The sequence below is a fragment of the Saccharopolyspora sp. NPDC050389 genome, assembly GCF_040655595.1.
In the GTDB taxonomy this organism is placed as follows: domain Bacteria; phylum Actinomycetota; class Actinomycetes; order Mycobacteriales; family Pseudonocardiaceae; genus Saccharopolyspora.
Map to the genome: position 1 here is coordinate 34,543 of NZ_JBFAKG010000009.1, position 25,923 is coordinate 60,465.

Below are 25,923 nucleotides of genomic sequence, written 5' to 3' on the forward strand. Positions count from 1 at the left end.
CCAGCGCACAGTGACCTCGTGTCACGGTTGAGCTTCGCGCGGTGTCCCAGGGTTTAGTGGCACCGCAGCGAGAGGAGACGTGCGATGGCTGGGCGCCTGCAGGTCGTGGTGGTCGGCGCGGGATACGCCGGAGTGATGGCGGTGAACCGGATCGCGGCCGCGGGACATCGCGACGTCGAGGTCACGGTGGTGAACCCGCGTTCTCGGTTCGTCGAGCGGCTCCGGTTGCACCAGCACGCGGCGGGCACCGACGACGGGAACGTCGTCGCGAGCGACTGCACGATATGGGCCGGTTCGTTCGAGGTGCCCGATCTCGCGTTGCGAAGCGGACTTCCGGTCGACGAGCATGCCCGGCTGCTCACCGACGAGACCCTCGTGTGCGTGGACCATCCGCGGATCGTGGGAGTCGGCGATGCGGCCGCGCCGCCGACGGGTGTGGCCGTCCATCTCCGGATGAGCTGCCAGGCGGCGATACCCATGGGCGCGCACGGCGCGGACACGGTGCTGGCCCTGATCCGGGGCCAGGAACCCGGGTCGCTGTCGGTCGGGCTCGGCGGGCAAGCGGTGAGTCTGGGGCGCCGCGCCGCGCTCATCCAGGCCGCCCGCGCGGACGACAGCCCGCGCCGGTTCATGCTGTCCGGCCGGCCCGCCGCGGTGGTCAAGGAGTTCGTCTGCCGTTCGACGGTGGCGTCGATCAGGAGGAAGCCCGCCACCTACCGATGGCTACCAAGGCCCCAGCCGACCCGTGCGGGCGAGGAAAAGGCGGTCCGATGAGCTCCGACGCGGTCTTCGCCGAGTACCGGCCGCTGCTTTTCACCATCGCGTACGAGATCCTCGGCAGCGCGGCCGACGCCGAGGACGTGCTGCAGGACAGCTACCTCCGGTGGAGCGACACCGATCCGCGTGACGTGGCGAACCCGCGCGCGTACCTCGCGCAGGTCGTCACCCGGCAATCGCTCAACCAGCTCCGCGCGGCGAGGCGGCGACGCGAGGACTAGGCCCTGTTCTCGTATAGCTACGGCGAACGGACATGTAGCGCTGGGTGAGGCTCGGGTCTGAATCTGGCGCGAGGGCCAGCCATCAGACGCCGGCCGTCTGCTCGTCGTGCTCGCGCAGCATCCGCATCACGGTGGCGGGTGAGGGGTGCTGGCCCTTTTTCTTGCCGGTGGTGATGATGAGGCGGGCGGCGATGTCGCGCAGGCTCAGTTCCTGCTCGCGCAGGTGGAGGGCCATGGCGAGCATGTCGGGGTCGGCGACGCTGGCGCCGCCGATGGTCTTGCCGCGGGTGCGGGCGGATTCGTGGCCTTCGAGGGTACGGTCGCGGATGTACTCGCGTTCGCTGCCAGAGAGGGCGGCCAGCACGGTGAACACGATGCCGGAGGGGTCGTGCGAGCCCTGGAGTTCCCCGGTGAGGAATTCCAGGCCGACGTCGCTGGCCTTCAACTCTTCGGTTAGCGTCGCCAGTTCGATGCCTCGGCCGAGCCGTTTGTGCTCGTGGACGACGAGGGTGACGCGGACGCCGGAGGCGCGCAGTTCACCGGCGAGAGCAACGGCCTTGTCCAGCTCGGGCCGGGTGGTGGCACGGGTGGAGATCTTCTCCGAGAAGATGCGGGTGACCCCGGCCTCGGCGAGAGAGTCGAGCTGTGCGTCGAGGGATTGCCGGGCGGTGGACGCACGGGCGTACCCGATACGGATGTGCCCGACCGGCTTGACGGCGTTCACCGGGCGGGGTAGCTCGGCCCACGCCGAGCCGGGCTTGCGCAGGGCAGGGGTGGGCACGTTGAGCGCCTTGGAGAGTTGCGGCACGAGGCGGAAGCGGGCGGTGTGGTACTGCGCGGCCACCTTGCCCTTGCCGGTGCGGCAGGGCGAGCCCGCCAGGACGGCACAGGTGGACATCGGGCAGTCGTTGGCTTCCACGCGCTTGAAGTCGTCGCTCACGACCCAGAGCGTTTCATGAGGGTGTTTCAGGTGTCCGGCCGTTTGCAACAACTCATGAAACATGATCGCCGCAGGTGGGCCGCCGGAGAGCGCCTGTTTCATGAGTGGTCACCTATGAAACAACGGCGGAAGACAGGTAGTTCACGTTCTGCGGGGCGCTGGGGTGGGATCGCCGCACTCGGCGGCCAGGGCCTCGGCGGCGGCACGGGCATCCGCAGCCCGGTCCTCGGCGTCCTGGGCGAGGTAGCGCGACTTTTCCCAGCCGCCTCCGGTCACCGGACGGGCGTACGGTGCGGTCTCACCCGTGGGGGACGTGCGGGCAGACCTCGCGCTGCTGGTAGCCGCCTGGCACACCGGCGCCGCCCCCAGAAAGCGTGGGAGTCCCGTCCGCGGCCGCCGAGCGTGTGCCAGGACAGCCCGTACTTCTGGCGCAGGGCGGCCAGCCCCGCGGAGGCCAGCCCGCACCGCTGGAGATGCTCGGGGGTGTACGGGTTCTCGACCCAGCCGAGCCGGCGGCGGCGGCAGACGCGGTAATCGACAGCGAACGCGTGATCGCCCTCGCCGTCCAGGTTGGCCGCGCGCGTGCGCCATCCGTCCCGCTCCGCGGCGACCGTGTCCTGCCACGGCGAACTGAGTTCGGGGACGTGGGGCCAGCCCTTCCGTCGCCCGTACTGGCCCCGGCTGATCCGCCGCAGCAGCTCGCGCCGCCGCCCAGCCCCCGTCCACGCGCTGGACCTCACGTGCCCGCCCAGCCAGCTGCCGGGCCGCTGCGCGCTGGTGCTCCCGGCTCGTTGTGCCGCTCAGCGCGTCCCCCTCCGCTGCCCGGCCGCGTTCAGTCCCGTTCGCGCTGTTCGGACAGCATCTCGTCGGTGCGCTTGTTGTTCACCCGCGGGGCGGTGAGCTCGATCGCCCCCCGAGGTGGTGACCGTCCACGGCCGATGGCGGCCGTTTCGGCCCATCAGCCGACGACCCGCCTCGTCGCGCTCTCCGAGGACTCGGGCGGCTCTGCCGGGAGGATGCGGCCGAAGCGGAGTATGACCCGTGTCCTGCCCTCATCAGGGGGCAGGGACGTGGCCGCCGGGCATGTTCAGGTACGTCCGGCTTGCACTGTCACGGCCTCTCCTCGGAAGCTGATGGCGTGGTGTCCATCTTGGGAAACCTGGTGAGCAGAACGGTCAGCCCACCCAGGAGCCCGATGGCGCCCGCCACCCAATATGCCGCGTGGAAACCTGACAGTTGATCGGCTGGATTTGTGGCACCGCCGCTGACACCGGTCGAAACAGCAACCAAGATCGCCAAACCGACGCTGTTGCCGGGTCACATTGACCGCACCAGCGACTCCGTGCTGATGGAGCGGCAGGCCCTCCAGCGTGGCGGCCGTCATCGCGCCGAAACCCAAACCCTGGCCGGTGCTCATGACCACGATGCCGGGGAGCATGTCCACCCAGTACGAACCGTCCTGAGGTGTGCCCACCCACAGAGTGACGCCGGTTCCGATGAGAAGCAGGCTGGCAGCCATCAGGGGCTTGTAAGCCGCTGGCGACATCAGATGTCCGGCGATCTGCGAGCTGATGATCACGACCACGCCCACGGGCAGGACGGCCAGTGCAGACTCGAACGGCGAGTAACCGAGTATCCCTTGCGCGTACAGCGGCGAGAAGAACAGCAGCCCACCAGCACCGGTGTAGAAGACAGCACCGGTGAGGGAGGCGGCCCTCACCGAGCGGCTGCGGAAGATACTCATCGGAAGCAACGGCTCCGTACGCCCCTTCTCCCACACGACGAAGCCCGCCAGCCCGATCACGGCCAACACCAGTGAGACCAGCACCGGTGCGGACCCCCAGCCGACTTCACTGCCCTCGCTCACGCCGTACACGACCAGGCCTATACCCAGAGTGACCAGGATCGCGCCCGGGATATCCAAGGGGCGCGGCTGGCGCCGGCCCGCAGGCAGCAGCGCCCGGACCCCTGCCAGGATCAGAACTCCGGCGAGAACACTGACCGCGAACACCGAGCGCCAGCCAAGGAAGTCGGTGAGAGCCCCGCCGACAACCAGCCCGACGCTGAAGCTGGACCCGCCGGTCGCCGCATAGACCGCCAGCGCCCGGTTCCGCTGCGGCCCTTCAGGAAAGATCTGGCTGAGCAGAGCAAGCGACGCAGGGCCGGACAGCGCTGCACCGATCCCCTGCAGTGCACGAGCCGCGATCAGCACCCCAACGGTCGGGGCGAGCGCGGCGCCCAGCGAGGCCGCGGCGAAGAGCGCGACGCCCACGGCGAAGATCTTCCTGCGGCCCAGGACGTCTGCGACCCTGCCCCCGAGCAGGAGGAACCCGGCAAAGGCAATGGCATAGGCCGTCATCGTCCACTGCAGCGTGGAGCCGTCGATGTTGTACTCATCACCGATGGAGGGCAACGCGGCATTGATGACCGCAACTCCGCTGACGTCCAGCGCCAGCGCTCCGGCAAGGAGAACGAGCGCCCACCGGCGTCGACCTGCGGGCACGCCGGTATCCGGCGCTCCCGTTCCTGGTTCCGTGACTGTCACTTCGTACTCCAATGGTTGTTCAGGGCCTGTCGGATTCATGGGTGCTCAGGGGTGTGACGCGAACTCGATCGGTCCTCATGCCGTGTCGTAGGGCGAGGCGGCCTGGGGAGGGTGCCATCGGGAAGTTGGCTCAGACGAAGTTGTCCCTATGGCCTCGACCTTTGGGTCGAATACGGCGTGATTCGTTGTCACTTGGATGCTCCCGACGGATTCGGGACCGGCCGCCTGGTGATCAACGGTGTCGCCAGCCCGCCGTAGGCGTCAGGACGGCATGACCGGTGTGGCCAGGCCGAAGACAAGCGTGAAGACGGTGACGAGCTGACCTGCCGCCGGCTCGCTCACCCGCAGGTCGGCGGCGATCTAGGGAGCACCACGGCGATGACCATGTCGTCGGTTCCGGCGGCGAAGGCGGCCCGCGGCCAGTGGCAGGACACGGCTGATCGGCGCGGCACCGTAGGTTCGGGCCCGCGTTTCGGTGGCGGCCGTCAGTCCGTGCCCCCCACAGGGCGGCGGGTGACGGTCTCATCGATGTGCTTCGCGAGCCGGCTGCGCAGCTCCTGGAGCGCGGCGATCCGGTCGTCCAGCGCGGTGAGCCGGTCGGTGGCCCGCCGCAACTCGTCAGCGCAGTACGGGCTTTCGCGCAGCGGCACGTCCAGGCAACCGTTGACCAGCGCGGGGCGGACTTCGTCTAGGGTGAGGCCGGCGTCGAGGGCGTCCTTGATGTTCACGGCCCGTACGGCGTCCAGCTCGCCGTACACGCGGTAGCCGTTCTCGGCGCGGAGGGGCGCCAGGAGGCCCTGCTGCTCGTAGTAGCGCAGGGACCGGGCGCTGACGCCGGTCAGGTTCGCCAGCTCTCCGATCCGCATCTCGATCTCCTTCAACATGGTTCGGACACTAGAACCCTGACACCAGCGTCAAGGTCAAGCGTCCGAGGGCGCCACAGCGCGGGCACGGGACGCGGCGGCCCACGACAGGGGCCTGCGCTCCGTCACGGCGGCCGTCGAGGTCGCCCGCACTTTCTACCTCGCCGAACGCCCCGCCAACCCGCCACCGGCCGGTAGCGGCAGCCCGGCGCTACGCGGCCAGGGCCTCCGTCAGTTCCGTCTCGACGGCGCATGGGCCGCGCACCTGCGCGACCACTTGCGCGAGGGCCTCGACACCCCGCGGATGGGCGCCTTCGTCGTCGACGCCCCCGACCGCAGCCTCGCTTCCTGCGCCCTGCGCCCTGCGCCCTGCGCCCTGCGCACCGTGCACCAGCACCTCCCCGGCCCCGGCACAGCGGCCTGACCGGGCACGTCCGCCTGGTCGCCACAACAGCCGGCTTCCGCCGCCGCGGCATGGCCACGGCCGTGCTCACCGCTCTCGTGGACTGGTTCGACCAGCAAGGATGCAAGGTCATCAACCTCAACGCCACGGGCGAAGGCGAGCGGCTCTACCGGGCCATCGGCTTCACTCCGTGGCGGTCAGGTCCAGCTCCAGGCGGCTGTTCATGTCCAGTTCGAACCGGCCGTAGGGGTTCACGTGCGTCCAGAACAGGGGGGACAGGGCCCGCCGGTCCGCGTCGGTGAGCGTGTCGGCCCACTTGTCATCGGCGAGGACCTGCTGCATCAGCAGCGTGTTGACGTGGACCAGGGCGGACTGAAGCAGGTGGAGGGCGAGCATGGACACTTCCTGGGACTCCTTGTCCGCACCTGCCAGGTCGCCGTCCTTGCCGTAGAAGAGGTCCTTGTTCGCGCTGTTCCAGTTCTCCACGACCTGCAACCCCTCGTGGATCTCCTGCCGCAGCTCGACGTCGGCGAGGTAGTCGCAGATGAACGCCGTCCGTACAGCACGGCCCAGCTCTTCGATCGCCCGGTAGGTGGGGTGCTTGGGCCCGCCGCGGGTGAAGCGGCGCAGGACCTGCTCGGCCTCCGCGGTGCCCAACCTGAGCGCGGTGGTGTACTTCACGATCTGGTCGTACTGCTGGCGGATCAGGTCCCAGTCGATCGTCTTGGTCGAGAGCACCGGCGCCAGGTGCGGCCACTTCTCGTCCTCACCGGCCGCCGGCCGGTACAGCCGCGCGGAGCCGATGTTCTTCAACCTCGGCATCAGCTTGAAGTCGAGCATGTGCGCGAAGGCGAACCTGACGATCGAGGCGCCGTGGGTGTCGGTGTACTGCCGGTCGACCTCCATGTCGGTGCAGTGCCGCAGCACACCCTCGATCATCGACGCCACCTCGGAAGCGGAACAGCTCTTGAGCTGGAAGTAGATGCACGCCGACTTCCGCTCGACGTGCCAGTAGATCATCACCCCGGGGCTCCGGTAGCGCTGGTGCCACTCGGTCATCAGGTTCGAGGACCAGGAGCCGAACTTGCGGCTGTCGGACGCGCACGCCGTCCCCGTGCCCCACCCCACCTCATCGCGCACGGCGAAAGTGGCGTTCACCAGCTTGACCAGCGCGGCGCTCATGTTGGCCCGGTTTACGAACAGGTGCCGCACCCGCCGCAGCGCGTCGCCTCGCTCTCGCCGTGCTTGCCCGTGACCGCCACCCGCTTGATGCCCATGTTGGTGCCCAGCGCGAACAGCACCAGCAGCAGCCGGCGCCGCAGCACCTCCTTCGAGGTGACCTCCCGTGTGGCCACCGAGGTGAACTCGGCGATGAAGTCGGTGTCGAACTCGGCGTACTTCAGGATGTCCAGCAGGTCGATGGTGCCCCACCGGCGCTCGATCTCGTCCTTGATCGCCCCCAGGGACTCCGGCTCCTCCTGCTTGCCGCGCGGGGAGACCCTGATCCACGGCTCGCCGTGCTTCCGCGCGATCGCCACCCCGCCCGTGGTGCCCTCCGCCAGCGACTTCTCGAAGCGGTCCAGCGAGGTGCGCAGCCGGCCTTGCAGGGCGGTGATGAACTCCCCGGCGTCCAGCGGCTGGCCGAGCGCGGCGTAGTGCACATCCCGGTTGTCCTCGAAGTCGGCAGGCAGGTCATCCTCCGGGTTACGCCACCGGTTGGCGCCCACTACCCAGATCTCCCGCCGGCGCAGCGCGTCCCGCAGCGCCACGAGCACGCACAGCTCGTACGGGATGCGCTCGATACGACCCTTCTCGTCGACCACCGCAGCCCGCCACTGCTCGGGCACCACGCCCTCCAGCGGCACCGTCTCCGCCGCATCGAAGAACGCGCCCTCGTTGATCGGCTGCTCCAAGTACCGCTTGAGCAGGTCGATCGTGTCCATCACCGGCCGGTAGGCAGTGTTGTTGCACTTCAGCTCCAGCCCCCGCAGCAGCGGCGAGAGCATCCGGCGCCAGTGCGCCGAGTACGACGAGCGCAGCACCGTGCGCACCCGGGCCTTGTAGCGGGCCTCGTTCGCCGCGGCCTCGGCCGCCAGTGCCTTGAGCGTCTTCTCCCCGCCGACCACCGGATAGATCACCCGCCGCACCACACCCGAGGGCTCGGCCAGCGCCGCCTCAGCGACCCGCAGCAGCATGCCCTCCTTGCCCCGGATCTTCTTCAGCTCGTTCGTCAGCTCCTTGTCGACCTTCCGCTCCGCACGGGTGTTGGTCTTCAGCACGAGCTGGATGAACAGGTCGACAAGGGAGTCGGTGATCTCCGTCTGCCGCACATGGCACAGCGTGGCCAGCAGCGTCAGGCGCCGCGGCGGCTTCATCCGCTCCAGGTTCGCCGGGTACTCCTTCGACGCCCGCGCCCGCCAGGCGTCCACCAGCTTCTCCGACACGTCCGCGAACAGGTCGGTCGGCAACTCGATCCCCGGACCCGCTCCAGCTTGTTCACCTCCGCCAGCAGACTCTCCAGGCCCGGCGCCCCCGGGGTCCGTCTTCAGCTCGGTGAAGTGCGACCGCCCGCCCCCGGACACGGCCCCCTCGCCGTCCTGGCCTTCGGCGCCGTCGTCTCCGGCGACCAAGTCGTCCAGCCGTGAGCGGGTCGCGTGCGTCAGCCGGTCCAGCGTCATCCGGCAGCACCGGGCCTCGAACTCCTTGACCGCCCGGCCCACCAGCCGCCCAACCTGTCCCGGTGCTGGCGGCTCGATGAGGTCGTTGCGGCACCGGGCCACCACCGCCGCCGCCGCCAGCCGCTCGCGCGACAGCTCCACCGGACACAGCTCCACGGCCAGCCACTGGGCCAGGCGCTCCTGGTCCTCCTCGGTGTTCGCCCGGAACCCGTACGCCGCCCGGATCTCGCCCTGGTGCCGCTGGATCGCTTTGCTCTGCCAGTTCGTGCTGGGCGAGGTGTTCGGCTTCAGCCACCCCGAGATCGCCGCCATGGTCGGCAAGTCCGACACCAACGTCCGGCAGATAGCGCATCGCGCCCGCGAGCACGTCCACGCCCGGCGGAAGCGTTTCCAGCCCGAGGCGCGGACGAGCCAGGCCGTCATCGGCAGGTTCCTGCTCGCCGCCAAGACCGGCGATGTCCAGACCCTCATGGACGTGATGGCTCCGGACGTCGTCCAGATCTCCGACGGCGGCGGGCAGGTGACCGCGGCGCGCCGGCCGATCACGGGCCGCGAACCGGTCGCGCGCTACATCACCGGGCTCGGCCAGCGACGCATGTCGCACATGGACGCGCGCCTCGCCGTCTACAACGCGCTGCCCGCGGTGCTGTTCAGCGCCGATGGCCGGCTCGACTCGATCCGCATGTTCGACATCGGTGATGGGCTCGTGCATGGGCTGTACGCCGTCCGCAATCCCGACAAGCTGCGCGCGGCAGACGAACGCCGCCCGCTCACCCGATGAGAAGAGCCGACATGGAAACCGTGACCGTGCAACGCACCATTCCCGCGCCGGCCGACGCGGTCTTCGAATGGATCAGCACCGCGCACAACTACACGCGGGCGCGACTCGTCCTGCGCGAGCGCCTCACCGAACCCGGCGAGGACGCCCCATACGGGCGCAACGCCGTCCGCACGCTGACCTGGGCGGTCGGCCGGTTCCGCGCGGAAACCGGGCGGTGAGCCCAGCCCCTGGCGGGCTTCGCCGGCGGGTAACTGTCCACAATGGTGCGTGCGTGCCACCCTGATCGGCCGCGGTCACGGGCCCCATTCGATCAGCGCCTCCGCCACGGCGACCTGCACGTCACTGAGCCCGGTTTCGCCGTCCTCGATTTCCCACAGGCAGTTCTGCAGCACCCGCCCCAGCGTCCAGCCCGCCGCGCGCTGCCGCTCCAGGCCCAGCACCTCGATCATCGCCTCGAACCGGCGGCGCACCGCCGCGGCCACATCGCCGGTGGCCACCGCGTCGTCCCACCGGTTGTGCAACGCCGGCATCAGTTCGAAACACGGGTCACCGGCCAGCGGCTGCGGGTCGATGGCCAGCCACGGTTCCCGCCTCGCCGCCAGCACGTTGTCGTAATGCAGGTCCCAGTGCAGCAACCGGTCGCCCGCCTCGCCGCGCAACTCCTCGACCACGCCCGCGCAGTGCTCCAGCAGCCGCCGCTGCGCCGGATCGGTCAGCCGCGCGCAGGCACCGGGAGCCTCGGTGATCATCGCGGCCGCGATTTCCGACAGCCGCCGCACCCCGGGCGGAGCGGGCACCGCGCTCAATCGCGCCAGCAGCCCGGCCAGGATCCGCGCCGCCGTCACATCATCGTCCACACTGGACAGGGATCGCGTCGTGAGCCGCTCCAGCAGCATGCTGCCCGAATCCGGATCGTGCTCCAGCAGCCGCACCGCACCCCGCCCGGCCCACGCCCGCAGCCCCACCGGCTCCCCGGCGGTGTCCTCGGTGACCGGCTGCAACTTCAGCACCGCGGCGCCGCCATCGGCGCGCACGACCGGCAGCGCCAGTGCCACCATGCCGTGCCAAGCGGCGCCATCCGGCCGCAGCCGCCACGCCGCCAGCCGCTGCTCGGCCAGCGCGGGAAGCCCGTCGATCCAGCGGGAGTTGTTGCGATGGGTCGCCGCGAGCGCGGCCGGAACCACCACAGCAGAAGACATCATCGAACCACTCCTTCGTCATCGATGATCACGTGGACGAAGGAGTCCGAGGCGGGCCGCGAACACGTCAAAGCACGACAACCACTCTAGACGGGCGCCGAGCAGCAGCGGCGCTTTTCCGCAGTCAGCAGGTCGCCCGGCTTGACCGCCTGCTTTGATGATCACCATGCCCCGATCACGCACGTTCTCCGCGCCTTGGTTGGGCATGGCTCTTGGCGCGCTCGCGTTGACCGGTTGCACCGGGCCGGTCGAGCCGCCCGCGCTACCGCCCGCCGGAGTGTACGAACACGGCGCGGCGGGGGAGAGCTCGTGGGCCGAACCGATCCCGCCCGGCGGGACCGCCGAGTCGATCACCGCGCCCTTGACCGACGCCGGCTGGTTCTGCGCGCAGGTCCGGGTCAACGCAGACGGGCGTGCCCTGTGGTGCCGGGTCGGTCACCGGGACGCGACGGACACGATCGTTCCGCAGGTGGCGCAGTTCGTGCTCGACCGCGACGACCAGCTGACCTGGGCGTGGTTCCCGTTCCCTCAGCTGGACCCCGGGAGCGAGGATCCGGTCACGGCCGCCGCGGTACCGGCGCTGGCCGCGATCTGGGCCGGCGCCGGTGACCGGATCCGGCAGGAGATCGACGATTTCCAGCAGGATCGCAGACGGCGCGATGGCACCGAGATCCCGCGGACGGCGTGGCGGGACCGGCATGCCGACTACACGCTTTCCGCCGTCGACGGGCTGGTCGTCACCGCCCGGGACGCCTCGGTGCGGCGCTGGCCGTTCGCTGCCGAGCACTACGCGACGACGATGAGCTCCGCCGTCGACGATCTCCGGGCCGGCGGATACGACTGCGCCTACCCACCGCAGCAGGCCTGCAACCGCGTCCAGTCGAACGGCTACTTCCGGGTCTCGCTCCGCGGCGACCAGATCGTCTCGGCCCAGTTCGGCATCGGCAGCTGGATCGAAGCAGGCCGGCAACGGCATCCACTCAGCCAGGAATTCCCGCGCGGGCTCACGTTCCTGACCGAGGAGGTTCGCCGCGCGGTCACCGAACGAATCGAGGACTGCCGCCTCTCCGGAACCGGCTTCGCCGGGATCGTGGCCGGCACCGTCGTGATCGTCGACGCGCGCCGGGGCCCGGTCGACGGCGCGGACCACGTGTCCTACCTCGACGTCCAGATCGGTGTACCGCTGGCCGGCACCTAGCCGGCGGGTACGAGGCGGGTTGCGAGGCCGTGCAGGACGCAGTCCAGCCCGGCGGCGAATTCGCCATCGCGGGTACTGCGCAGATTCTGGCCTCGTTGCGCGGCGTACAGCTTGCGCTGCCGCGGATAGTCCTGCACCGCTCGTTGCGCGGCGGGCCACAGGCGCTCGGCCCATTCCTGCTCGCCCTGACCGCTGCGCGCGAGCATGGTCAACCAGGCGGCCTCGCTGGTCGACATCCCGATGACGTAGGCGAAGACCGTGTTCATCGCCTGGTCGGCCGCTTCCAACGGGAAGCCGCCTTCCTCGAACACGGCGAGGATGGCCTCGGTCAGCCGCATCAGGTTCGGCCCGAGATAGGCCACGCCTGCCTCGCCGAGCACGGAGACGATCCACGGGTGGCGCAGCAGCGTCGACCGGATGCTGTGCGCGCAGCCGGTGATGGCCGCCCGCCAGCCCGCGGCATCGCCAAGGACCGGCACGTCGATCTCGCCGTAGACCTCGTCCACGACCAGTTCGATCAGCTCGTCCTTGTTGGCCACATGCGTGTACATCGAGGTGGCCCCGGCGTTGAGCAGGGTGCCGAGCTTGCGCATGCTCAACGCGTCGATGCCCTCGGCGTCCAGCAATCGCAGCGCCGCGGCCACGATCTGTTCCCGGCTCAGTGCCGGCTGTTCCCGCCGCCGCCGTTGCGGACGGGCCCACACCGAGGGAAACGGCTGTTCGTCGGCTGGCATGCGGTCTCCTCGCCCTCTCGCGCGGTCCACAACGATCCTGCCCGAACAGTGTACGTCCTTGCGAACAACGCACGGTCTCCGTACGGTGTGCGTAACTCCGCACAATGTTCGGTTCGCAGGTCAGAGAAGGGATCTCCATTCATGTCGGTACCGCGATTCGACGTTGACCGGTGGCAAGCCAGGCTCGACGAGCTGCGCGCAACCCATCACGTCCCGGCAGCCACGCTCGCCGTGCTCGCCGACGGCACCGTCCACGAGCTGGCCAGCGGTGTGCTGCACCGCGAGACCGGGTTGCCCGCCACCCCCGACTCGCTGTTCCTCGCCGGGTCACTCGCCAAGACCTACACCGCCACGCTGGTGATGCAGCTGGTCGACTCCGGCGAGCTGGACCTGGACGCGCCGGTCGTGAGCGTCCTACCGGAGTTCGGCACCCCGGATCCCGAAGCCACCAAGACGATCACCATCCGGCAACTGCTGTCGCACACCGGCGGGGTGACCAACGACTTCATCTACGACGCCGGCCGGGGCGACGACTGCCTGGCGAAGTACGTCGAAGCCGCCAGAGACGTGGCGCTGGACTGCCCGCCAGGCACGGCGTTCTCCTACGGCAGCCTCGGCTACGTCGTGCTCGGCCGGATCATCGAGGTGCTCACCGGGCAGACCTGGGACCAGGCGCTGCGAGACCGGCTGTTCACCCCGCTCGGGCTGGAACGCTCCATGACGCTGCCGGAAGAGGCGCTGCGGTTCCGGGTGGCCATGGGCCACCTCGGCCAACCCGGTCAGGATCCCGAACCGGCAGCCGTCTGGGACGTGCTGCCACGCTCGGCGGGGCCGTATGGCCGGGTCATCGTCTCGGCCGGTGACGTCGCCCGCTTCGCCAAGATGCACCTGGACGGCGGCATCGCCGCGGACGGCACCCGGATCCTGTCCACTGATGCGGTCGCCGCGATGCAGCGCCGCGAGATCGACAGCCCGGACAAATGGAGCGTGTCCGCGGACGCCTGGGGCCTCGGCTGGACCCTGCACGACTGGAACGGGATCTTCGGCTTCGGCCACGACGGCAGCGCGGTCTCGCAGCACTCCTACCTGCGCGTCATCCCGCAGACGGGCGTGGCGATCGTGCTGCTCACCAACGGCGGCGACGTCGCCCGGCTCTACACCGACCTGTTCCGGGAACTGCTGGCCGAGCTGGCCGACGCCCACATGCCAGCACCGTTCGCCCCACCGGCGAACCCACCCGAGGTGGACCCGACACCGCTGCTGGGCAGCTACCGGCGCGCCGGAGTCATCACGACCATCAGCCAGGACGACACAGGCAGCGCACGGATCCGCTACGAATTCGTCGATGACCTGAAAGGCATCGCCCCACCCCTGGAGGCGGGCCTGGTGCCGGTAACACCAACGGTCTTCGCCGCATCTTTCAACCTCGGCGGCGAGGCGTACAGCCCGGTGGTGTTCTCCACGCTGGCCAACGGCACCCCGTGCGTGTACGTCTTCATGCGCGCCACACCCAAAGCCGCCTGAACGGGAACGCCGCGAATGACCCGCGCCCAGTGCGCGGGTCATTCGCCGTTGACCAGCATCGACCGGCAACCTTCAGAACGGCACGCGCGCGTCGCGAAGCGCACCCAGCACCGCGCTGTCACCGTGCTCGACGATCAGATCCGGCTGCGGCTCGGTGCGGCCCGAGAACATGCGCAGCACACCCACAGCATCGCCGCGCACGGTCGCCACCGGCGCATCCGCGCCGATCTGCCAGCCGCCGAAGACCACGCCGGTGAGCTCCAGCACCAGCGGCGGCCCCGCCCACGCATCGTCGAGATCCCGCAGCACCTGCTCGACCACGCCGCGATCATGCTCGTGCACGGCGAACTCCCGCCCAGTCGCCCGGCAGATGTCGATGCGGTGCATCCACATGTCGCGGGCGAGCACCACATCCACCACGTAACCCATCGCCACCGGCAGCGCCCCGGGATAACCGGTGTCGAACGTCTGGCCGCGCACCGACTCGGTCATGCCGGGCAGCGCCCGGATCACCTGCCGCCACAACGGCGCGAACTCCGCCGCCAGCTCACCGGCCTGCCGATCCCGCCACGCGTCCACCGCCATCTCGTTCATCGCATCCAGCCGGTACAGCTGCGGATACCGCAGCGTGCCTTCCCCCGCCCGCAGCACCATGAGATCCGGGGCGAGCGTGACCTCTGCGTTGCCGAGCACATGGGCGACCACGTCCCGCACGGTCCAGCGGGGGCAGTCGGTGGGCATCAGCCACTCCTCGGCCGACAACTCGCCCAGCAGCGCCCGCATCGCCCTGACCTCCGGGAACAGCACCTCGGCCGCGTGAGCATGCTCGGTTCGCGCCACATCATGGGCCCGCACGATGGTGGTCATGATCCACCCCCTCGCTCGATCCTCGGACAACACCCGGATACCCCCGGGCGCTGCCCGCGACCCTCAGCGGCCGGTCCAGCGGTGCGGGCTCTTGTCCAGGAAAGCGCGCACCCCGTTGCGGAAGTCGTCGCTGCCGAACACGGTGCGCACCAGGTCGTCGCCGTCGGGCAGGTTCGCCAACCGCAATCGGCGCACCGCCTCCTTGCCCGCCCACATCGTCAACGGCGCGTGCTGCGCCAGCCGCTCGGCGACGCCCGCCACGGTCTCCTCCAGCTCGCCGACCTCGCACAGCTGCGCGACGAACCCCGCCGCATGCGCCTCATCGGCGCCGAACATCCGCGCCCGCAACAACATGTCCTTCGCACGAGCAGGCCCCAGGTGGAACACCAGCAGCGAATAGGTGTTCATCGACAGGCAGTTGCCCAGCGTCCGCGCCACCGGCACCCCGAACCGGCCCGTCGTCGTGGACACCCGGATGTCGCACGCCGCCGCCAACGCGATGCCCGCACCCACGCAGAACCCGGAGATCGCCGCGACCGTGGGCACCCTGGTGGTCTCCAGCCGCTCCAGCACCGCCTCCATCCGCTGCTCATAGGCCACCCCGTCCTCGCCGGAGGTGAACTCGGTGAACTGCGCGATGTCGGTGCCGGCCACGAACGCCTCATCCCCGGCGCCGCGCAACACCAGCACCCGGATGCCGTCATCGGCGTCGGCGGCCTCGCACGCGGCGACCAGCCCGTCGTACATCTCCCAGCTCATCGCGTTGCGCTGCCGCGGCCGGTTGAACGTCACCTGCAACACGGCACCCTCGCGGGCCACCAGCAACTCGTCAGACATGCGACTCCTCATCGGACGGTTCCGGCGCACCGCGCCGGAGGAACACGCGGACGCGGCGGGTGAGCACCGGGCCGGCCAGCAGCACCACCGCCAGCGCCAGGATCACCACCGCGATCGGTTTGGTCAGCACCAGCCACAGATTGCCGTCCAGCAGCGCCGAGGACTGCACCAGCGCCTTCTCGAACAACGCCCCGATGACCACCCCGACCACCAGCGGCGCCATCGGAAGGTCGAAGCGCTTCATGCCGTAGCCGATGACACCGAAGATCAGCACCAGCCACACGCTGAAGACGTTGTTGTCGATGGCGTAGGCCCCGACGAAACTGGTGAACAGGATCAACGGGTACAGGTAGGCGTAAGGGATGCGCAGCAGCTGCGCGAACACCGGCGCCAACGGCAGGTTGAGCACCAGCAGGATCACGTTGCCGATGAAAAACGACACCAGCAGACCCCACACCAGCTCCGGCTGCTCCTCGAACAGCAGCGGCCCCGGCTGCACCCCGTAGACCGTCAACGCGCCCAGCAGCACCGCCGTGGTCGCACCGCCGGGAATGCCCAGCGTCAGCGTCGGGATGAAGTTGGCGTTGGCCGCGGCGTTGTTGGCGCTCTCCGGCGCCGCGACGCCCTGGATCGCGCCGTGCCCGAACTGCGCGGCGTTGCGCGAGACGCGTTTCTCCAGCCCGTAGGCCAGAAACGACGCCAGCGTCGATCCCGCGCCCGGCAGCGTGCCCAGCAGGAACCCGATCGCGCTGCCCCGGCCGATCGCGCCGGCCGAATCGCGGATGTCGCGGCGGCGGATCACCAGATCCCGGAACCGCGCGCGAATCGGCGTCGCCGCACCCACCCGGATCTGGTACAGCACCTCGCCGACGGCGAACAACCCGATGACCACCTCGATGTAGGGGATGCCCGACAGCAGCTCGATGCTGCCGAAGGTGTAGCGGGCCTCGCCGGTGCCCGCGTCGATGCCCACGCACGCCAGCAACATCCCGGCGCAGGCCATCGCGGCCGCCCGCAACTTCGAACCGGTCGAGAGCACCACCATCGTCACCAACGCCAGCACCATCACCGCCAGGTTCTCCGGCGGCCCGAACCGCAACGCGAACTGCGCGAACGGCGGCGCCAGCGCGGCCAGCAGCACCAGCGACACGATCGCCGCCGCGAACGAGCCGATCGCCGCGATCGCCAGCGCCGCGCCCGCACGGCCCTGCCGCGCCATCTGATAACCGTCCAAAGTGGTCACCACGCTGGCCGCCTCGCCCGGCGTGGACAGCAGCACCGAGGTGATCGTGCCGCCGTACTGCGAGCCGTAGTAGATCCCGGCCAGCATGATCAGCGCGGTGACCGGCTCCACGGTCAGCGTCAGCGGGATCAGGATCGCCACACCCGTGCTCGAACCGAGCCCGGGCAACAGCCCGATCACGGTCCCCAGCACCACGCCTACGAAGCACCACAACAGATTCGTCGGCGTGAACGCCGTCGATAAACCCAACAACAAATTGTCGATCACGCGGGCCTCCGGTTTCTCAGAACCCGAACACGCCGGTGGGCAGCGGCACCCGCAGCACCACCGCGAAGATCACGTGCATCGCGGCCGCCGACACCGCCGACAGCGCCACCGCGGGCAGCACCCGCCGCCGCTCCAGCCAGGTGGAGATCACCAGCACCAGCAGCCCGAACGCGGCGACCATGCCCACCACCGGCACCGCCAGCAGCGCCGCCGGCAGCAGCGCGAACACCCGCCGCAGGATCCACATCCGCTGCGCAGGCGTTCGCCCGAAATCATCGGTGCCGCGCTCCGGGACGGCCGGGGCCGGCCGGCGCAGCTGCTCGACCAGCAGCAGAACCGAGAACACCGCCAGCAACCCGCCGGCCACCAACGGCAGGAACCCCGGCCCGATCCGCGACTCCGGCAGCAGCACCCCGTAACCGACCGCGCTGACCGCGAAACCCGCACCCACCAGCGTCAACCCGCCGAAGAGCGCCACCTGCGGCGACCGCTGCCCGCTCATCGCCGCACCACCTGCGCCAGCAGCTCCTCGCTGTCCCGCAAGTACGCGGTGAACTCCTCACCAAAGGCCACCCGCGGCTGCAGGAACTCCGACTCGACGTACTCGGCGTAGGCGGGGGAGTCGGCGAACCGGCGGGCCAGCCCGATCCAGTACTCGGCGGCCTGCGGGTTGAGCCCTCCCGGCGCGATCATGCCGCGGAACTGCGCGAAGGACACCGGCACGCCCTGCTCCACCGACGTCGGAATCCCCGCCAGCTCCGGATAGGTGTAGCGCTGGTCGGCGAACACGCACAGCGCCTTGAGCTGCCCGGCCCGCAGTTGGCCCACGACCTCGCTGGGATTCAGCGACGCCAGCTCCACCTGCCCGCCGAGCACCGCCGAGAGGGTCTCCCCGCCGCCCTCGTAGGGCACGGTGTCGAAATCCGCGCCGGCCACCCGCTCCATCTGCGAGAACACCACCGCATCCGGGCCCACCGCACCGGAAATCCCCGCCAGCACCCGCCGCCCGCGGCTTTGCGCCACCGCGTCCGCGCAACTGGTGATCGGCGACTCCGGCAACGCCACCAGCAGCGTGTAGTCCTCGCCGACCTTCATGATCGGGGTGAAGCTGCGGTAGGAGAACGCCACGTCGACGCTCAACGGCAGCGACAGCAGCGACGTCTCGGTGGCCAGCAGGTAGTCCGGCGAACCGGCCTTGGCCAGGAAGTAGGAGTAGCCGACCGCGCCCTGCCCGCCCTCCCGGTTGTCGACGTTGACCCGCAGCCCCGGCTCCACACCCGCCAGCCCGTCGGCCATCGCCCGCCCGGCGATGTCGCTGCCGCCGCCGGCGGCGAAGGGCACCACCATCGTCACGTTCCCGGCCGGCCGCGGCCCACCGGCACCGTCCTGCCCGGCGCCGCCGGTGGCGCACCCGCCCAGCAGCACCACCGCGCACAACGCGGCCAACACGCCACGACCCCGCAACAACACGCGCATCGCTGCTCCTCCTTGAGCTGCGTCGCGAAAAAGGGAAGAAGTAGGGGATTTACTCGCCGGTGGCGATGACCCCGGACTCGCGCAACCGCGCCAGCTCCTCAGCGCCGGCGCCGGCCTCGGCCAGCACCTCCGTGGTGTGCGCGCCCAGCACCGGCCCGGCGGCGCCGCGCCGCGCCGGGGTCGCCGACATCCGCATCGGCGAACCGATCTGCCGCACCTCGCCGAGCGAGGGATGCGGCGCGTCCCAGAAGAAACCACGGTGCCCGAGGTGCTCGTCGGTGAACACCCGGTCCATGGTGGCGATCGGCGCACACGGCACCCCCGCGGCCACCAGCACCTCGACGATCTCCTCGGTGGTGCGGGACGCCGTGGCCACCTCGATGGCCGCGATGAGGCTGTCGCGGTGGTGGTAACGGTCGTAGGAACTGGTGTAGCGGTCGTCGTCGAGCAACTCGGTGAGCCCGAGGGCGTGGCAGAACGCCGGCCAGGTCTTCGTCGTGGTGGCCCCGACGGTCACCCACCCGTCCTTGCTGCGCACCGCCTGGTAGGGGGCGCTGTTCTGGTGCGCCGAGCCGTGCGCGCGGCCGACCTCGCCGGTGGCGAAGAAGTTCCCGGCCTCCCACACCGCGAACGACACACCCGACTCGTACAGCGACACGTCCACGTGCTGGCCCTCGCCGGTGTGCTCCCGGGCCCGCAGCGCGGCCATCGCGCCCATCGCCGCGTACAACCCGCACACCAGGTCGCACATCGGCACCCCGACCTTGGCCGGCTCCCCGCCGGGCGGGCCGGTGATGCTCATCAGCCCCGCGCGGGCCTGCGCCATGATGTCCAGCCCCGGCTGCGCGGCAAGCGGCCCGTCCTGCCCCCACCCCGACGCCGACACGTACACCAGCCGCGGGCTGCGGGCGTGCACGGCGGCGTAGCCGAAACCCAGCGCGGACAGCGCACCCGGCCGCAGGTTCTCCACCAGCACATCCGTCGTGTCCAGCAGCGACCACAGCAGCCGCCGGCCCTCGTCGGTCTTCAGATCCAGCGCCACCGACCGCTTGTTGCGGTTGAGCCGCACGAACGGGGAGCTGTGGCCGTCGAGGAACGGCCCGGTCTGGCGCACCGGATCACCACCGGCGGGGTTTTCCACCTTGATGACGTCGGCACCGAGGTCGGCCAGTTGCATCGTCGCGAACGGCGCGGCCATGAACGCGCCGATCTCCACCACGCGCACCCCGTGCAGCGGGGCCTGGGATCGGGAATCTGGGGGAGAAGTCATGCGCGGCTCCAAGAAATCCGGGCGGAAACCGGATACCGTGATCGGCATCACCTGACTTTTGTCTACAGCAGGCAGAACAGAGCTGACAAGCTTGCCCGACGAGGTTGCTCCAAGCGGACCAGCGCCACGACGCTGGCGCGAAAGAGCACCGGGAGCCGGGCCCGGGAGGAGAGACTGCTGGACGTGACCGGATCCGTTGAAGACAGCCCCGCGACCCGCCGGGCCCCGAGCATCGTCGGCCCGCCGAGCCTGGTGGAACTGGCCGCCGCCACGCTGCGCCGCATGATCATCGGCGGCGATCTGCTGTGCGGGCAGCGCATCGTGGAGAACCGCCTGACCCACGAGCTGGGCATCAGCCGGCCACCGCTGCGGGAAGCGCTGCGAGTGCTGGAACGCGAAGGCCTCGTGCGGCAGGTGCCGCGCAAAGGCGTGATCGTGACCCCGCTGACGCTGCACGACATCTACGAGATCTGCACCCTGCGCGCCGAATTCGAACGACTCGCGGTGCGGCTGGGCGTGCCGGTCACCGAACCCGCCCGCCTGCGCCGCTGCCGGCAAGCCCTGCAGCGCATGGACGACGCCGCAGCCGCCGGCGACGAACCGGCCTTCATGGAATGCTCCTTCGAATTCCACCTGTCGGTCGTCGGGCTGTCCGGGCACCAGCGCCTCGAAGACGCCTACCGATCGCTGCAACTGCAGGTGATGCTGTCCATGGCGCTGAACCGGAAAGCCCGCCAAGGCCGCGAGAGCCTCGCCGGCGACGTGGCCCGCCACCAGCGGCTGCTTACGATCATCGAGGCCGGCGACCCCGAGGCGGTGCTCACCGAACTCGCCGAGCACGGCGACCGCACCTTCCTCGACGGCATCGAGACCAAAGTGGACGGACACACCGACGTGGCGCTGCAGTGGTTGCGGCGGCAGCGGGAGAAACAGGAGAAACAGTGAGTTCAGGCCCCTCGCACACGCTGACCATCGACGGGATCACCCCGCAGCTCGACGCCGACGCGTTCGTCGCGCCCGGCGCCGCGCTCATCGGCCGCGTGCGCCTGGCCGCCGGCGCGAGCGTCTGGTACAACGCCGTGCTGCGCGGCGACCAGGAGAACATCAGCGTCGGCACCCGCAGCAACATCCAGGACGGCTGCGTCGTGCACGCCGACCCCGGCTTCCCGGCCGAGATCGGCACCGGCGTCACCGTCGGCCACAAAGCGGTCCTGCACGGCTGCACCGTGGAAGACGACTGCCTGATCGGCATGGGCGCGGTGGTGCTCAACGGCGCCCGCATCGCAGCCGGGTCGCTGATCGCGGCCGGCGCCGTGGTGCTGGAAGGCACCGAGATCCCGCCGGGCTCGATGGTCGCCGGAACCCCGGGCAAGGTCCGCCGCGAACTCACCGAGGAAGAGCAGGCCCGCCTGAAGCTCTCCGCCGAGCACTACGTCGCCCTGGCCGCCAAACACCGCGAAGCCCTGGCCTGACACCAAAGCGGGCCGCCCCCCGGACAGGGGCGGCCCGCTTTTTTCCGTCGAAAAGGGCTAGACGCGTGCGACCTGGAGGACCAGTTTGCCCGTGGTAGAGCCCGATTCGATACGCCGGTGCGCCTCGACGGCACGCTCCAGCGGAAGAACTTCGACCTGCGTGCGAAGCTTGCCGCCGACGGCGGCCTCCACCGCGCGGCGCAGTGCCCTTCCGGCGTCAGAGGCATGGGCGGCGGCATAGGCGGCCAGGTTGAACCCGGAGACGGTCTTGTTGGTGAACCACAGTTCGTTGGCCGACATCCCGACGTCCTCGGCACCGGAAGCGTTTCCCATCACCACCATGCGGCCCATCGGGGCGAGCCGGTCCAGACTGGCGCGGCGCGTCGGGCCACCGACCATGTCGACGACGATGTCGAACTCACCCGCGCCGGCGACGTCCTCCCGCAAGATCACCTCGTCGTAGCCGAACGCCTTCGCGGCCTCGACCTTGGCCGGGCTGCCGACCGTGCCCACCACCCGGCCCGCGCCCAGCAGACGCGCGGCCTGGCCGAGCTGACTGCCGACACCACCGGCAGCGGCGTGCACCAGCACGCTCTCACCCGGCTCGATGCGGGCAACCCGATCGAGCACCAGGAACGCGGTGGTGCTGTTGGACGGCAGCGCCGCCGCCAGCTCCAGTCCCAGGTCGTGGCCGTCCAACGGTGCGACCAGACCAGCGGAGGTGGTCACCACCTCGGCGTAGCCGCCGCTGTCGACGATGGTGAGTGCCGCGACCGGCTGACCGACCGAGAAACCCTCCACGCCGGGGCCGAGCGCGCGGATCCGGCCGGACACCTCGATACCGGGCACGAACGGCAGCGGCACGTCCACCACGCCCTGCCGGTAAAGGACCTCGGCGAAGTTCGCTCCCGCGTAGGCCACGTCGATGGACACCTGGCCGGGGCCGGGCTCGGGAACCGCAACGGTGTCCAGCCGCAGCACATCGGCGGGACCGAACTCGGGGATGGTGACTGCTTTCATCTGCGCGTTGCTCATGACAATGATCCTGCGGGCGCGGCGCGCGGAGAAGCAGTGTCGGTTCATGGTGGGTGTGCCACCACCACGCTACGACCGCAGCAGCCGCTCCAGCCGTTGCGCGGTGTCGGTACCGGGGCGCGGGTTGTGCAGGATCAGGTGGTGGCCTGGGTGCTCGGGTACCGGGAACAGGGTGGCGTCGAAGACCAGCAGCCCGGCCTCGGGATGCTCGACCGCCTTCACCGCGGTGGAATGCTCGGCCGCGTCGTGGCGCGCCCACAGCTCGGCGAACTCCGCACTGACCTGCGCCAGATCCGCCGCGATGCGGTCGAACTCGGGATCGTCGGGATAGCGGGCGGCATCAGCGCGGAATCCGGCCGCCACCGCCGGCGCGATCTCCTCCCAATGCTGGTGCAACACGCGATAGCGGGCGTTGGTGAAGTACGAGACCAGGCAGTTGTGATCGGTCTCGCCGTACCCGAACACCCGCCGCGCCGCGTCGTTGACGGCGGTGAAGTTCCAATGCCGGTCGCGGATGTAACCCGGCCGCGGGGCCCAGGCATCCAGCAGCCGCTGCATCTGCGGTGACGCCGGAACCGACGGCGCGGCCTGCCGCTGCGGCGGGTTGAGCCCGGCCAACCGGTACAGGTGCGTGCGCTCGACCTCGTCGAGCCGCAGAGCGCGGGCGACCGCGTCGAGCACGTCGTCGGAGACCTTGATGTCGCGGCCCTGCTCCAGCCACGTGTACCAGGACACCCCGACCCCGGCCAGGACCGCGACTTCCTCACGCCGCAACCCCGGCGTCCGCCGCCGCCCCGCCTCGGGCAGCCCCACCTCCGACGGCGTCAACCGCTCCCGGCGGCTGCGCAGGAACTCGCGCAGCTCCGCGCGACGCCGGTCCCGCGGCGCACCGCGTTGCTGATCAAGATCGAAGGTGGTGCTCACCCGCCCACGATATCCCCACCCTGTTCGGCCACCACCGCCGCGGACAAGCCCGGCGTCGGCAAGGACCTGCGCGAACTCCTGCACAGCGCCGGCCGAAGAAGCCGCGCCCGGAAGCGACGATCCGCGTCAGTCGGCTGTCACGGGCTGGCGAAGGATCGTCCGCCGTTTGCCCGGCTCGACTTTGCGTGCATCGCTGAGGTAGATCTCGTGGTGCTTCCCGACCATCGTGAAGCCCTGGGCAGGAACGAATTCGTGGTGCATCCGCCGAAGCAGCTCGCTCTCGTCGTCGTAGGAGCCTATGTGGAGCGCCTGGACACATAGCCCTTCCGAGTGGGTCTGCAAACGCACCTCATCGAGTCGCGCCGGACGGGCTTTCGAACCAACCCGGTCGGCAGCCGCGGCGAACATCCCATCGGTGATCCAGTCCGGCACCATGATCATCAGAGTCCATTCCCACTGCGCCTTGTCCCGTGCGCTGGTGAAAACCTCCATGTCATCGGCCCACCACAGCCCCTCCAGCGGCATCACCACGTAGTCCCGGCCGAGGTTCGTTCGGCTGGCGAACTTGAGCGCGTAGGCGACCGGGTAGAGCGCCGAGACCGCTTCCGCGAAGGCGGCGGTGTTCGGGTCACCGTGGCCGTCGAGCATCAGATACTGGAGATCAGGCACCTCCACCACCTGCGGCGTGTCCAGCTTTGCCTGGTAGCAGCCGAGATTCCGCTTGAAGTCGATCTTCACGGTCACAGCCGGGCCCTCCTGGTGGGTTCGAGACTCTGTTGCTCCGGCATCCGCAGTGTCGACCACGACCCTGACGACGTCAGCGCCAACTACAACAGCACTTACACAAGCACTGTTACAGTTCGCGAGTGAGCTCGTCACGCGACTCCCGGCCCCGGGATTCCGATCCCACCGAAGAAGCAAGCGCCTGGCAGCCCCTGCGCCGGCTACTTTCCGCGATGGACGACGAAATCGCCCGCCTCTACGCCGAACGCGAGCTGCCGGGCATCCGCCCCCGGTTCGTCGGGCCGCTGATCCGCCTCGGCCACCGCGGCGCCATGACCATCCGGGAACTCGCCGACGCCCTCGAGGTGACCCACTCGGCGATGAGCCAGACGGTCAGCGCCATGCGCCGCGAAGGACTGGTGCGCAGCATCGCGGGCGCCGATGCGCGAACCCGCCAGGTGACGCTGGCCAAGCGCGCCCAAGAGGTCCTGCCGCTGCTGGAAGCGGAATGGCGAGCCTCCGAACAGGCGCTGCGGGACCTGGAAGCCGAGCTGCCCTACCCGCTCAGCCGGGCGGTCCAGGACGTGCAGGCGGCGCTGTCGCAGCGCTCCTTCTACGACCGCATCACCCACCACCTGCACCAGCAGCCGTGAGCCTCGCCGACCGGCTCCTCGACGTCCGGCCGCTGCGCTCCAGCGCCGCCTTCCGCCGGCTGTGGTGCGGAAACGCACTGTCCGCCCTGGGCGGGCAGCTGACGGTGGTCGCGGTGCTCTACCAGATGTGGAAGCTGACCAGCAGCCCCGTCGCGGTGGGCGCGATCGGCCTCGCACAGGCCGCGCCGATGATCCTCTTCGGGCTGCTCGGCGGATCCCTCGCCGACGCCCTCGACCGCCGGCTTCTGGTGCTGCTCACCACGATCGTCCAGCTGGTGTCCGTCGGGCTGCTCGCAGTCCAGGCCGTCGTCGGCGCCACCTCGATGTGGGGGCTGCTCGGACTTGCCGCACTGCACGCCACGGGCAGCGGCTTGGGCGCGCCCGCCCGCCGGACGTTCGTCGTGCGCCTGCTGCCCGCCGACCAGGTGAGCGCCGGCATCGCCCTGACCAACCTCACCTTCCAGGCGGCCATGCTCCTCGGTCCTGCCGTCGCAGGCGTGCTCCTGGCGCGATGGGGTGCGGGCGCCTGCTACCTGCTCGACGCGCTGACCTTCGCCGCCGCGCTCTACAGCGTGCTGCGGCTGCCGGCCATGCGGCCACTCGGCGACACCACGCGTCCCGGGGCGCGCGCGATCTGGGAAGGCTGGCGCTTCATCGCCGGCCGGCCGGTGCTGCGCGGCGCGCTGCTCAGCGACCTCCTGGCGACCGTCACGGCCATGCCGCTCGCGCTGTTCCCGCTGATCAACTCGGAACGCTTCGGCGGACGGCCGGAAACCCTGGGCCTGTTCATGTCCGCGATCGCCGTCGGCGGGATCGCCGCCGGCGCCGCGTCCGGCATGGTGACGCGAGCCCGGCGACCGGGCGCGGTCATGCTGGCAGCCGCCGGAGTGTGGGGCCTGGGGCTGACCGGGTTCGGGCTGGCGCAGCCGCTGTGGCTGGCCCTGGGATGCCTGGCAATGGCGGGAGCGGCCGACACCATCTCGGTGATCACGCGAGGAGCGATCGTGCAGCTGGCGACTCCCGACTCCCACCGCGGCCGGGTCAGCGCCGTCGACCACATCATCGGCGTCTCCGGCCCGGACATCGGCAACTTCCGGGGCGGACTGGTCGCCGCGGCGACATCGGCGGCATTCGCGGCGATCTCCGGCGGGCTGCTCTGCGTCGCCTGCGTCATCGGGCTCGCACTGACCAGCACACCGCTGCGCCGACTGCAGATCCCGGCCGAAGCAACACCCGCGGCGGAGAAGCGATGACCGGCTGGTCACCGTTGCCGCCACCGGCTGCGGTGGCGGC

General features: G+C 70.1%; 29 protein-coding genes. 11 read left to right on the forward strand and 18 right to left on the reverse strand.

The features are described 5' to 3' along the window. Positions 1-84: 84 nt before the first annotated feature. Positions 85-774 carry a hypothetical protein gene (locus AB0I53_RS08065; protein WP_358598278.1) on the forward strand — a complete coding sequence of 230 codons (690 nt, stop codon included), beginning with the start codon at positions 85-87 and terminating at the stop codon, positions 772-774. Then, complete coding sequence (locus AB0I53_RS08070; RefSeq protein WP_358598281.1) at positions 771-998, forward strand: sigma factor; 228 nt, start codon at positions 771-773, stop codon at positions 996-998. The genes AB0I53_RS08065 and AB0I53_RS08070 overlap by 4 nt, the downstream gene beginning before the upstream one ends. An 82-nt stretch (positions 999-1,080) precedes the next feature. Here the strand turns inward: AB0I53_RS08070 and AB0I53_RS08075 are convergent, their stop codons facing one another. The 5 genes from AB0I53_RS08075 to AB0I53_RS08095 form a co-directional block, all read right to left on the reverse strand. Continuing rightward, positions 1,081-2,040 (reverse strand): recombinase family protein, encoded by a 960-nt coding sequence (locus AB0I53_RS08075; RefSeq protein WP_358598284.1) that lies wholly within the window; start codon positions 2,038-2,040, stop codon positions 1,081-1,083. A gap of 39 nt (positions 2,041-2,079) precedes the next feature. Beyond that, entirely contained in the window at positions 2,080-2,214 is a 135-nt protein-coding gene (locus AB0I53_RS08080; RefSeq protein WP_358598287.1) for a hypothetical protein, read from the reverse strand. After that, a complete protein-coding gene (locus tag AB0I53_RS08085) occupies positions 2,211-2,678 on the reverse strand; it encodes a hypothetical protein (protein WP_358598290.1) in 468 nt (155 codons plus the stop codon). The genes AB0I53_RS08080 and AB0I53_RS08085 overlap by 4 nt, the downstream gene beginning before the upstream one ends. A 347-nt stretch (positions 2,679-3,025) precedes the next feature. Then, positions 3,026-4,483: an MFS transporter gene (locus tag AB0I53_RS08090; protein ID WP_358598293.1), complete on the reverse strand. Its 1,458-nt coding sequence runs from the start codon at positions 4,481-4,483 to the stop codon at positions 3,026-3,028. Positions 4,484-4,968: 485 nt separating this feature from the next. Continuing rightward, positions 4,969-5,367, reverse strand: coding sequence for a MerR family transcriptional regulator (locus AB0I53_RS08095; RefSeq protein WP_358598296.1), 399 nt, complete (start codon positions 5,365-5,367; stop codon positions 4,969-4,971). 231 nt (positions 5,368-5,598) lie between these two features. Between AB0I53_RS08095 and AB0I53_RS08100 the strand changes: the two genes are divergently transcribed. After that, positions 5,599-6,051 carry a GNAT family N-acetyltransferase gene (locus tag AB0I53_RS08100; protein ID WP_358598299.1) on the forward strand — a complete coding sequence of 151 codons (453 nt, stop codon included), beginning with the start codon at positions 5,599-5,601 and terminating at the stop codon, positions 6,049-6,051. Here AB0I53_RS08100 and AB0I53_RS08105 read toward each other — a convergent pair. After that, positions 5,933-6,931, reverse strand: coding sequence for a transposase (locus AB0I53_RS08105; protein WP_358598302.1), 999 nt, complete (start codon positions 6,929-6,931; stop codon positions 5,933-5,935). The two genes, AB0I53_RS08100 and AB0I53_RS08105, sit on opposite strands and share 119 nt — an antisense overlap. Positions 6,932-6,942: 11 nt before the next feature. Continuing rightward, entirely contained in the window at positions 6,943-8,739 is a 1,797-nt protein-coding gene (locus AB0I53_RS08110; RefSeq protein ID WP_358598663.1) for a DUF4158 domain-containing protein, read from the reverse strand. Here AB0I53_RS08110 and AB0I53_RS08115 point away from each other — a divergent pair. Next, positions 8,738-9,208 (forward strand): hypothetical protein, encoded by a 471-nt coding sequence (locus AB0I53_RS08115; protein WP_358598305.1) that lies wholly within the window; start codon positions 8,738-8,740, stop codon positions 9,206-9,208. The two genes, AB0I53_RS08110 and AB0I53_RS08115, sit on opposite strands and share 2 nt — an antisense overlap. A gap of 11 nt (positions 9,209-9,219) precedes the next feature. After that, positions 9,220-9,426, forward strand: a complete 207-nt coding sequence (locus tag AB0I53_RS08120) for a hypothetical protein (protein WP_358598308.1) — start codon at positions 9,220-9,222, stop codon at positions 9,424-9,426. A gap of 75 nt (positions 9,427-9,501) precedes the next feature. Here AB0I53_RS08120 and AB0I53_RS08125 read toward each other — a convergent pair whose 3' ends face one another. Then, positions 9,502-10,410, reverse strand: a complete 909-nt coding sequence (locus AB0I53_RS08125) for an aminoglycoside phosphotransferase family protein (protein ID WP_358598311.1) — start codon at positions 10,408-10,410, stop codon at positions 9,502-9,504. Positions 10,411-10,573: 163 nt separating this feature from the next. Between AB0I53_RS08125 and AB0I53_RS08130 the strand changes: the two genes are divergently transcribed. After that, entirely contained in the window at positions 10,574-11,605 is a 1,032-nt protein-coding gene (locus AB0I53_RS08130) for a hypothetical protein (protein WP_358598314.1), read from the forward strand. On the opposite strand, the gene AB0I53_RS08135 is transcribed toward AB0I53_RS08130, so the two are convergent. Next, a complete protein-coding gene (locus AB0I53_RS08135) occupies positions 11,602-12,339 on the reverse strand; it encodes a TetR/AcrR family transcriptional regulator (RefSeq protein ID WP_358598317.1) in 738 nt (245 codons plus the stop codon). The two genes, AB0I53_RS08130 and AB0I53_RS08135, sit on opposite strands and share 4 nt — an antisense overlap. Positions 12,340-12,480: 141 nt before the next feature. On the opposite strand from AB0I53_RS08135, the gene AB0I53_RS08140 reads away from it, so the two are divergent. Next, positions 12,481-13,863, forward strand: a complete 1,383-nt coding sequence (locus AB0I53_RS08140; RefSeq protein ID WP_358598320.1) for a serine hydrolase domain-containing protein — start codon at positions 12,481-12,483, stop codon at positions 13,861-13,863. A 72-nt stretch (positions 13,864-13,935) separates the two neighbouring features. Here the strand turns inward: AB0I53_RS08140 and AB0I53_RS08145 are convergent, their stop codons facing one another. The 6 genes from AB0I53_RS08145 to AB0I53_RS08170 form a co-directional block, all read right to left on the reverse strand. Then, entirely contained in the window at positions 13,936-14,730 is a 795-nt protein-coding gene (locus AB0I53_RS08145) for a maleylpyruvate isomerase family mycothiol-dependent enzyme (RefSeq protein WP_358598323.1), read from the reverse strand. A gap of 63 nt (positions 14,731-14,793) precedes the next feature. Then, complete coding sequence (locus tag AB0I53_RS08150; RefSeq protein ID WP_358598326.1) at positions 14,794-15,567, reverse strand: enoyl-CoA hydratase/isomerase family protein; 774 nt, start codon at positions 15,565-15,567, stop codon at positions 14,794-14,796. Further along, positions 15,560-17,077: a tripartite tricarboxylate transporter permease gene (locus tag AB0I53_RS08155; protein WP_358598329.1), complete on the reverse strand. Its 1,518-nt coding sequence runs from the start codon at positions 17,075-17,077 to the stop codon at positions 15,560-15,562. The genes AB0I53_RS08150 and AB0I53_RS08155 overlap by 8 nt, the downstream gene beginning before the upstream one ends. A 16-nt stretch (positions 17,078-17,093) precedes the next feature. Then, positions 17,094-17,579, reverse strand: coding sequence for a tripartite tricarboxylate transporter TctB family protein (locus tag AB0I53_RS08160; protein ID WP_358598332.1), 486 nt, complete (start codon positions 17,577-17,579; stop codon positions 17,094-17,096). Continuing rightward, a complete protein-coding gene (locus AB0I53_RS08165; RefSeq protein WP_358598335.1) occupies positions 17,576-18,553 on the reverse strand; it encodes a tripartite tricarboxylate transporter substrate binding protein in 978 nt (325 codons plus the stop codon). The genes AB0I53_RS08160 and AB0I53_RS08165 overlap by 4 nt, the downstream gene beginning before the upstream one ends. Positions 18,554-18,602: 49 nt before the next feature. Next, positions 18,603-19,823 carry a CaiB/BaiF CoA-transferase family protein gene (locus AB0I53_RS08170; RefSeq protein WP_358598338.1) on the reverse strand — a complete coding sequence of 407 codons (1,221 nt, stop codon included), beginning with the start codon at positions 19,821-19,823 and terminating at the stop codon, positions 18,603-18,605. 183 nt (positions 19,824-20,006) lie between these two features. On the opposite strand from AB0I53_RS08170, the gene AB0I53_RS08175 reads away from it, so the two are divergent. Both AB0I53_RS08175 and AB0I53_RS08180 read left to right on the forward strand, forming a co-directional pair. Next, a complete protein-coding gene (locus AB0I53_RS08175; protein ID WP_358598341.1) occupies positions 20,007-20,768 on the forward strand; it encodes a GntR family transcriptional regulator in 762 nt (253 codons plus the stop codon). After that, on the forward strand, positions 20,765-21,295 hold the full coding sequence (locus AB0I53_RS08180) for a gamma carbonic anhydrase family protein (protein WP_358598344.1): 531 nt from the start codon (positions 20,765-20,767) through the stop codon (positions 21,293-21,295). Before AB0I53_RS08175 ends, AB0I53_RS08180 begins: the two co-directional genes overlap by 4 nt. Positions 21,296-21,352: 57 nt before the next feature. On the opposite strand, the gene AB0I53_RS08185 is transcribed toward AB0I53_RS08180, so the two are convergent. The 3 genes from AB0I53_RS08185 to AB0I53_RS08195 all read right to left on the reverse strand — a co-directional run bounded on the left by AB0I53_RS08185 (position 21,353) and on the right by AB0I53_RS08195 (position 23,998). Next, positions 21,353-22,330 (reverse strand): zinc-binding dehydrogenase, encoded by a 978-nt coding sequence (locus AB0I53_RS08185; RefSeq protein WP_358598347.1) that lies wholly within the window; start codon positions 22,328-22,330, stop codon positions 21,353-21,355. Positions 22,331-22,399: 69 nt separating this feature from the next. Further along, positions 22,400-23,254 (reverse strand): helix-turn-helix transcriptional regulator, encoded by an 855-nt coding sequence (locus AB0I53_RS08190; protein WP_358598350.1) that lies wholly within the window; start codon positions 23,252-23,254, stop codon positions 22,400-22,402. A 126-nt stretch (positions 23,255-23,380) separates the two neighbouring features. Then, positions 23,381-23,998 (reverse strand): GyrI-like domain-containing protein, encoded by a 618-nt coding sequence (locus tag AB0I53_RS08195; RefSeq protein WP_358598353.1) that lies wholly within the window; start codon positions 23,996-23,998, stop codon positions 23,381-23,383. Positions 23,999-24,210: 212 nt separating this feature from the next. Here AB0I53_RS08195 and AB0I53_RS08200 point away from each other — a divergent pair, with 212 nt between their 5' ends. Both AB0I53_RS08200 and AB0I53_RS08205 read left to right on the forward strand, forming a co-directional pair. Beyond that, positions 24,211-24,630, forward strand: coding sequence for a MarR family transcriptional regulator (locus tag AB0I53_RS08200; RefSeq protein WP_358598666.1), 420 nt, complete (start codon positions 24,211-24,213; stop codon positions 24,628-24,630). Then, positions 24,627-25,883, forward strand: coding sequence for an MFS transporter (locus tag AB0I53_RS08205; RefSeq protein WP_358598356.1), 1,257 nt, complete (start codon positions 24,627-24,629; stop codon positions 25,881-25,883). Before AB0I53_RS08200 ends, AB0I53_RS08205 begins: the two co-directional genes overlap by 4 nt. The last annotated feature ends 40 nt before the right edge of the window (positions 25,884-25,923 follow it).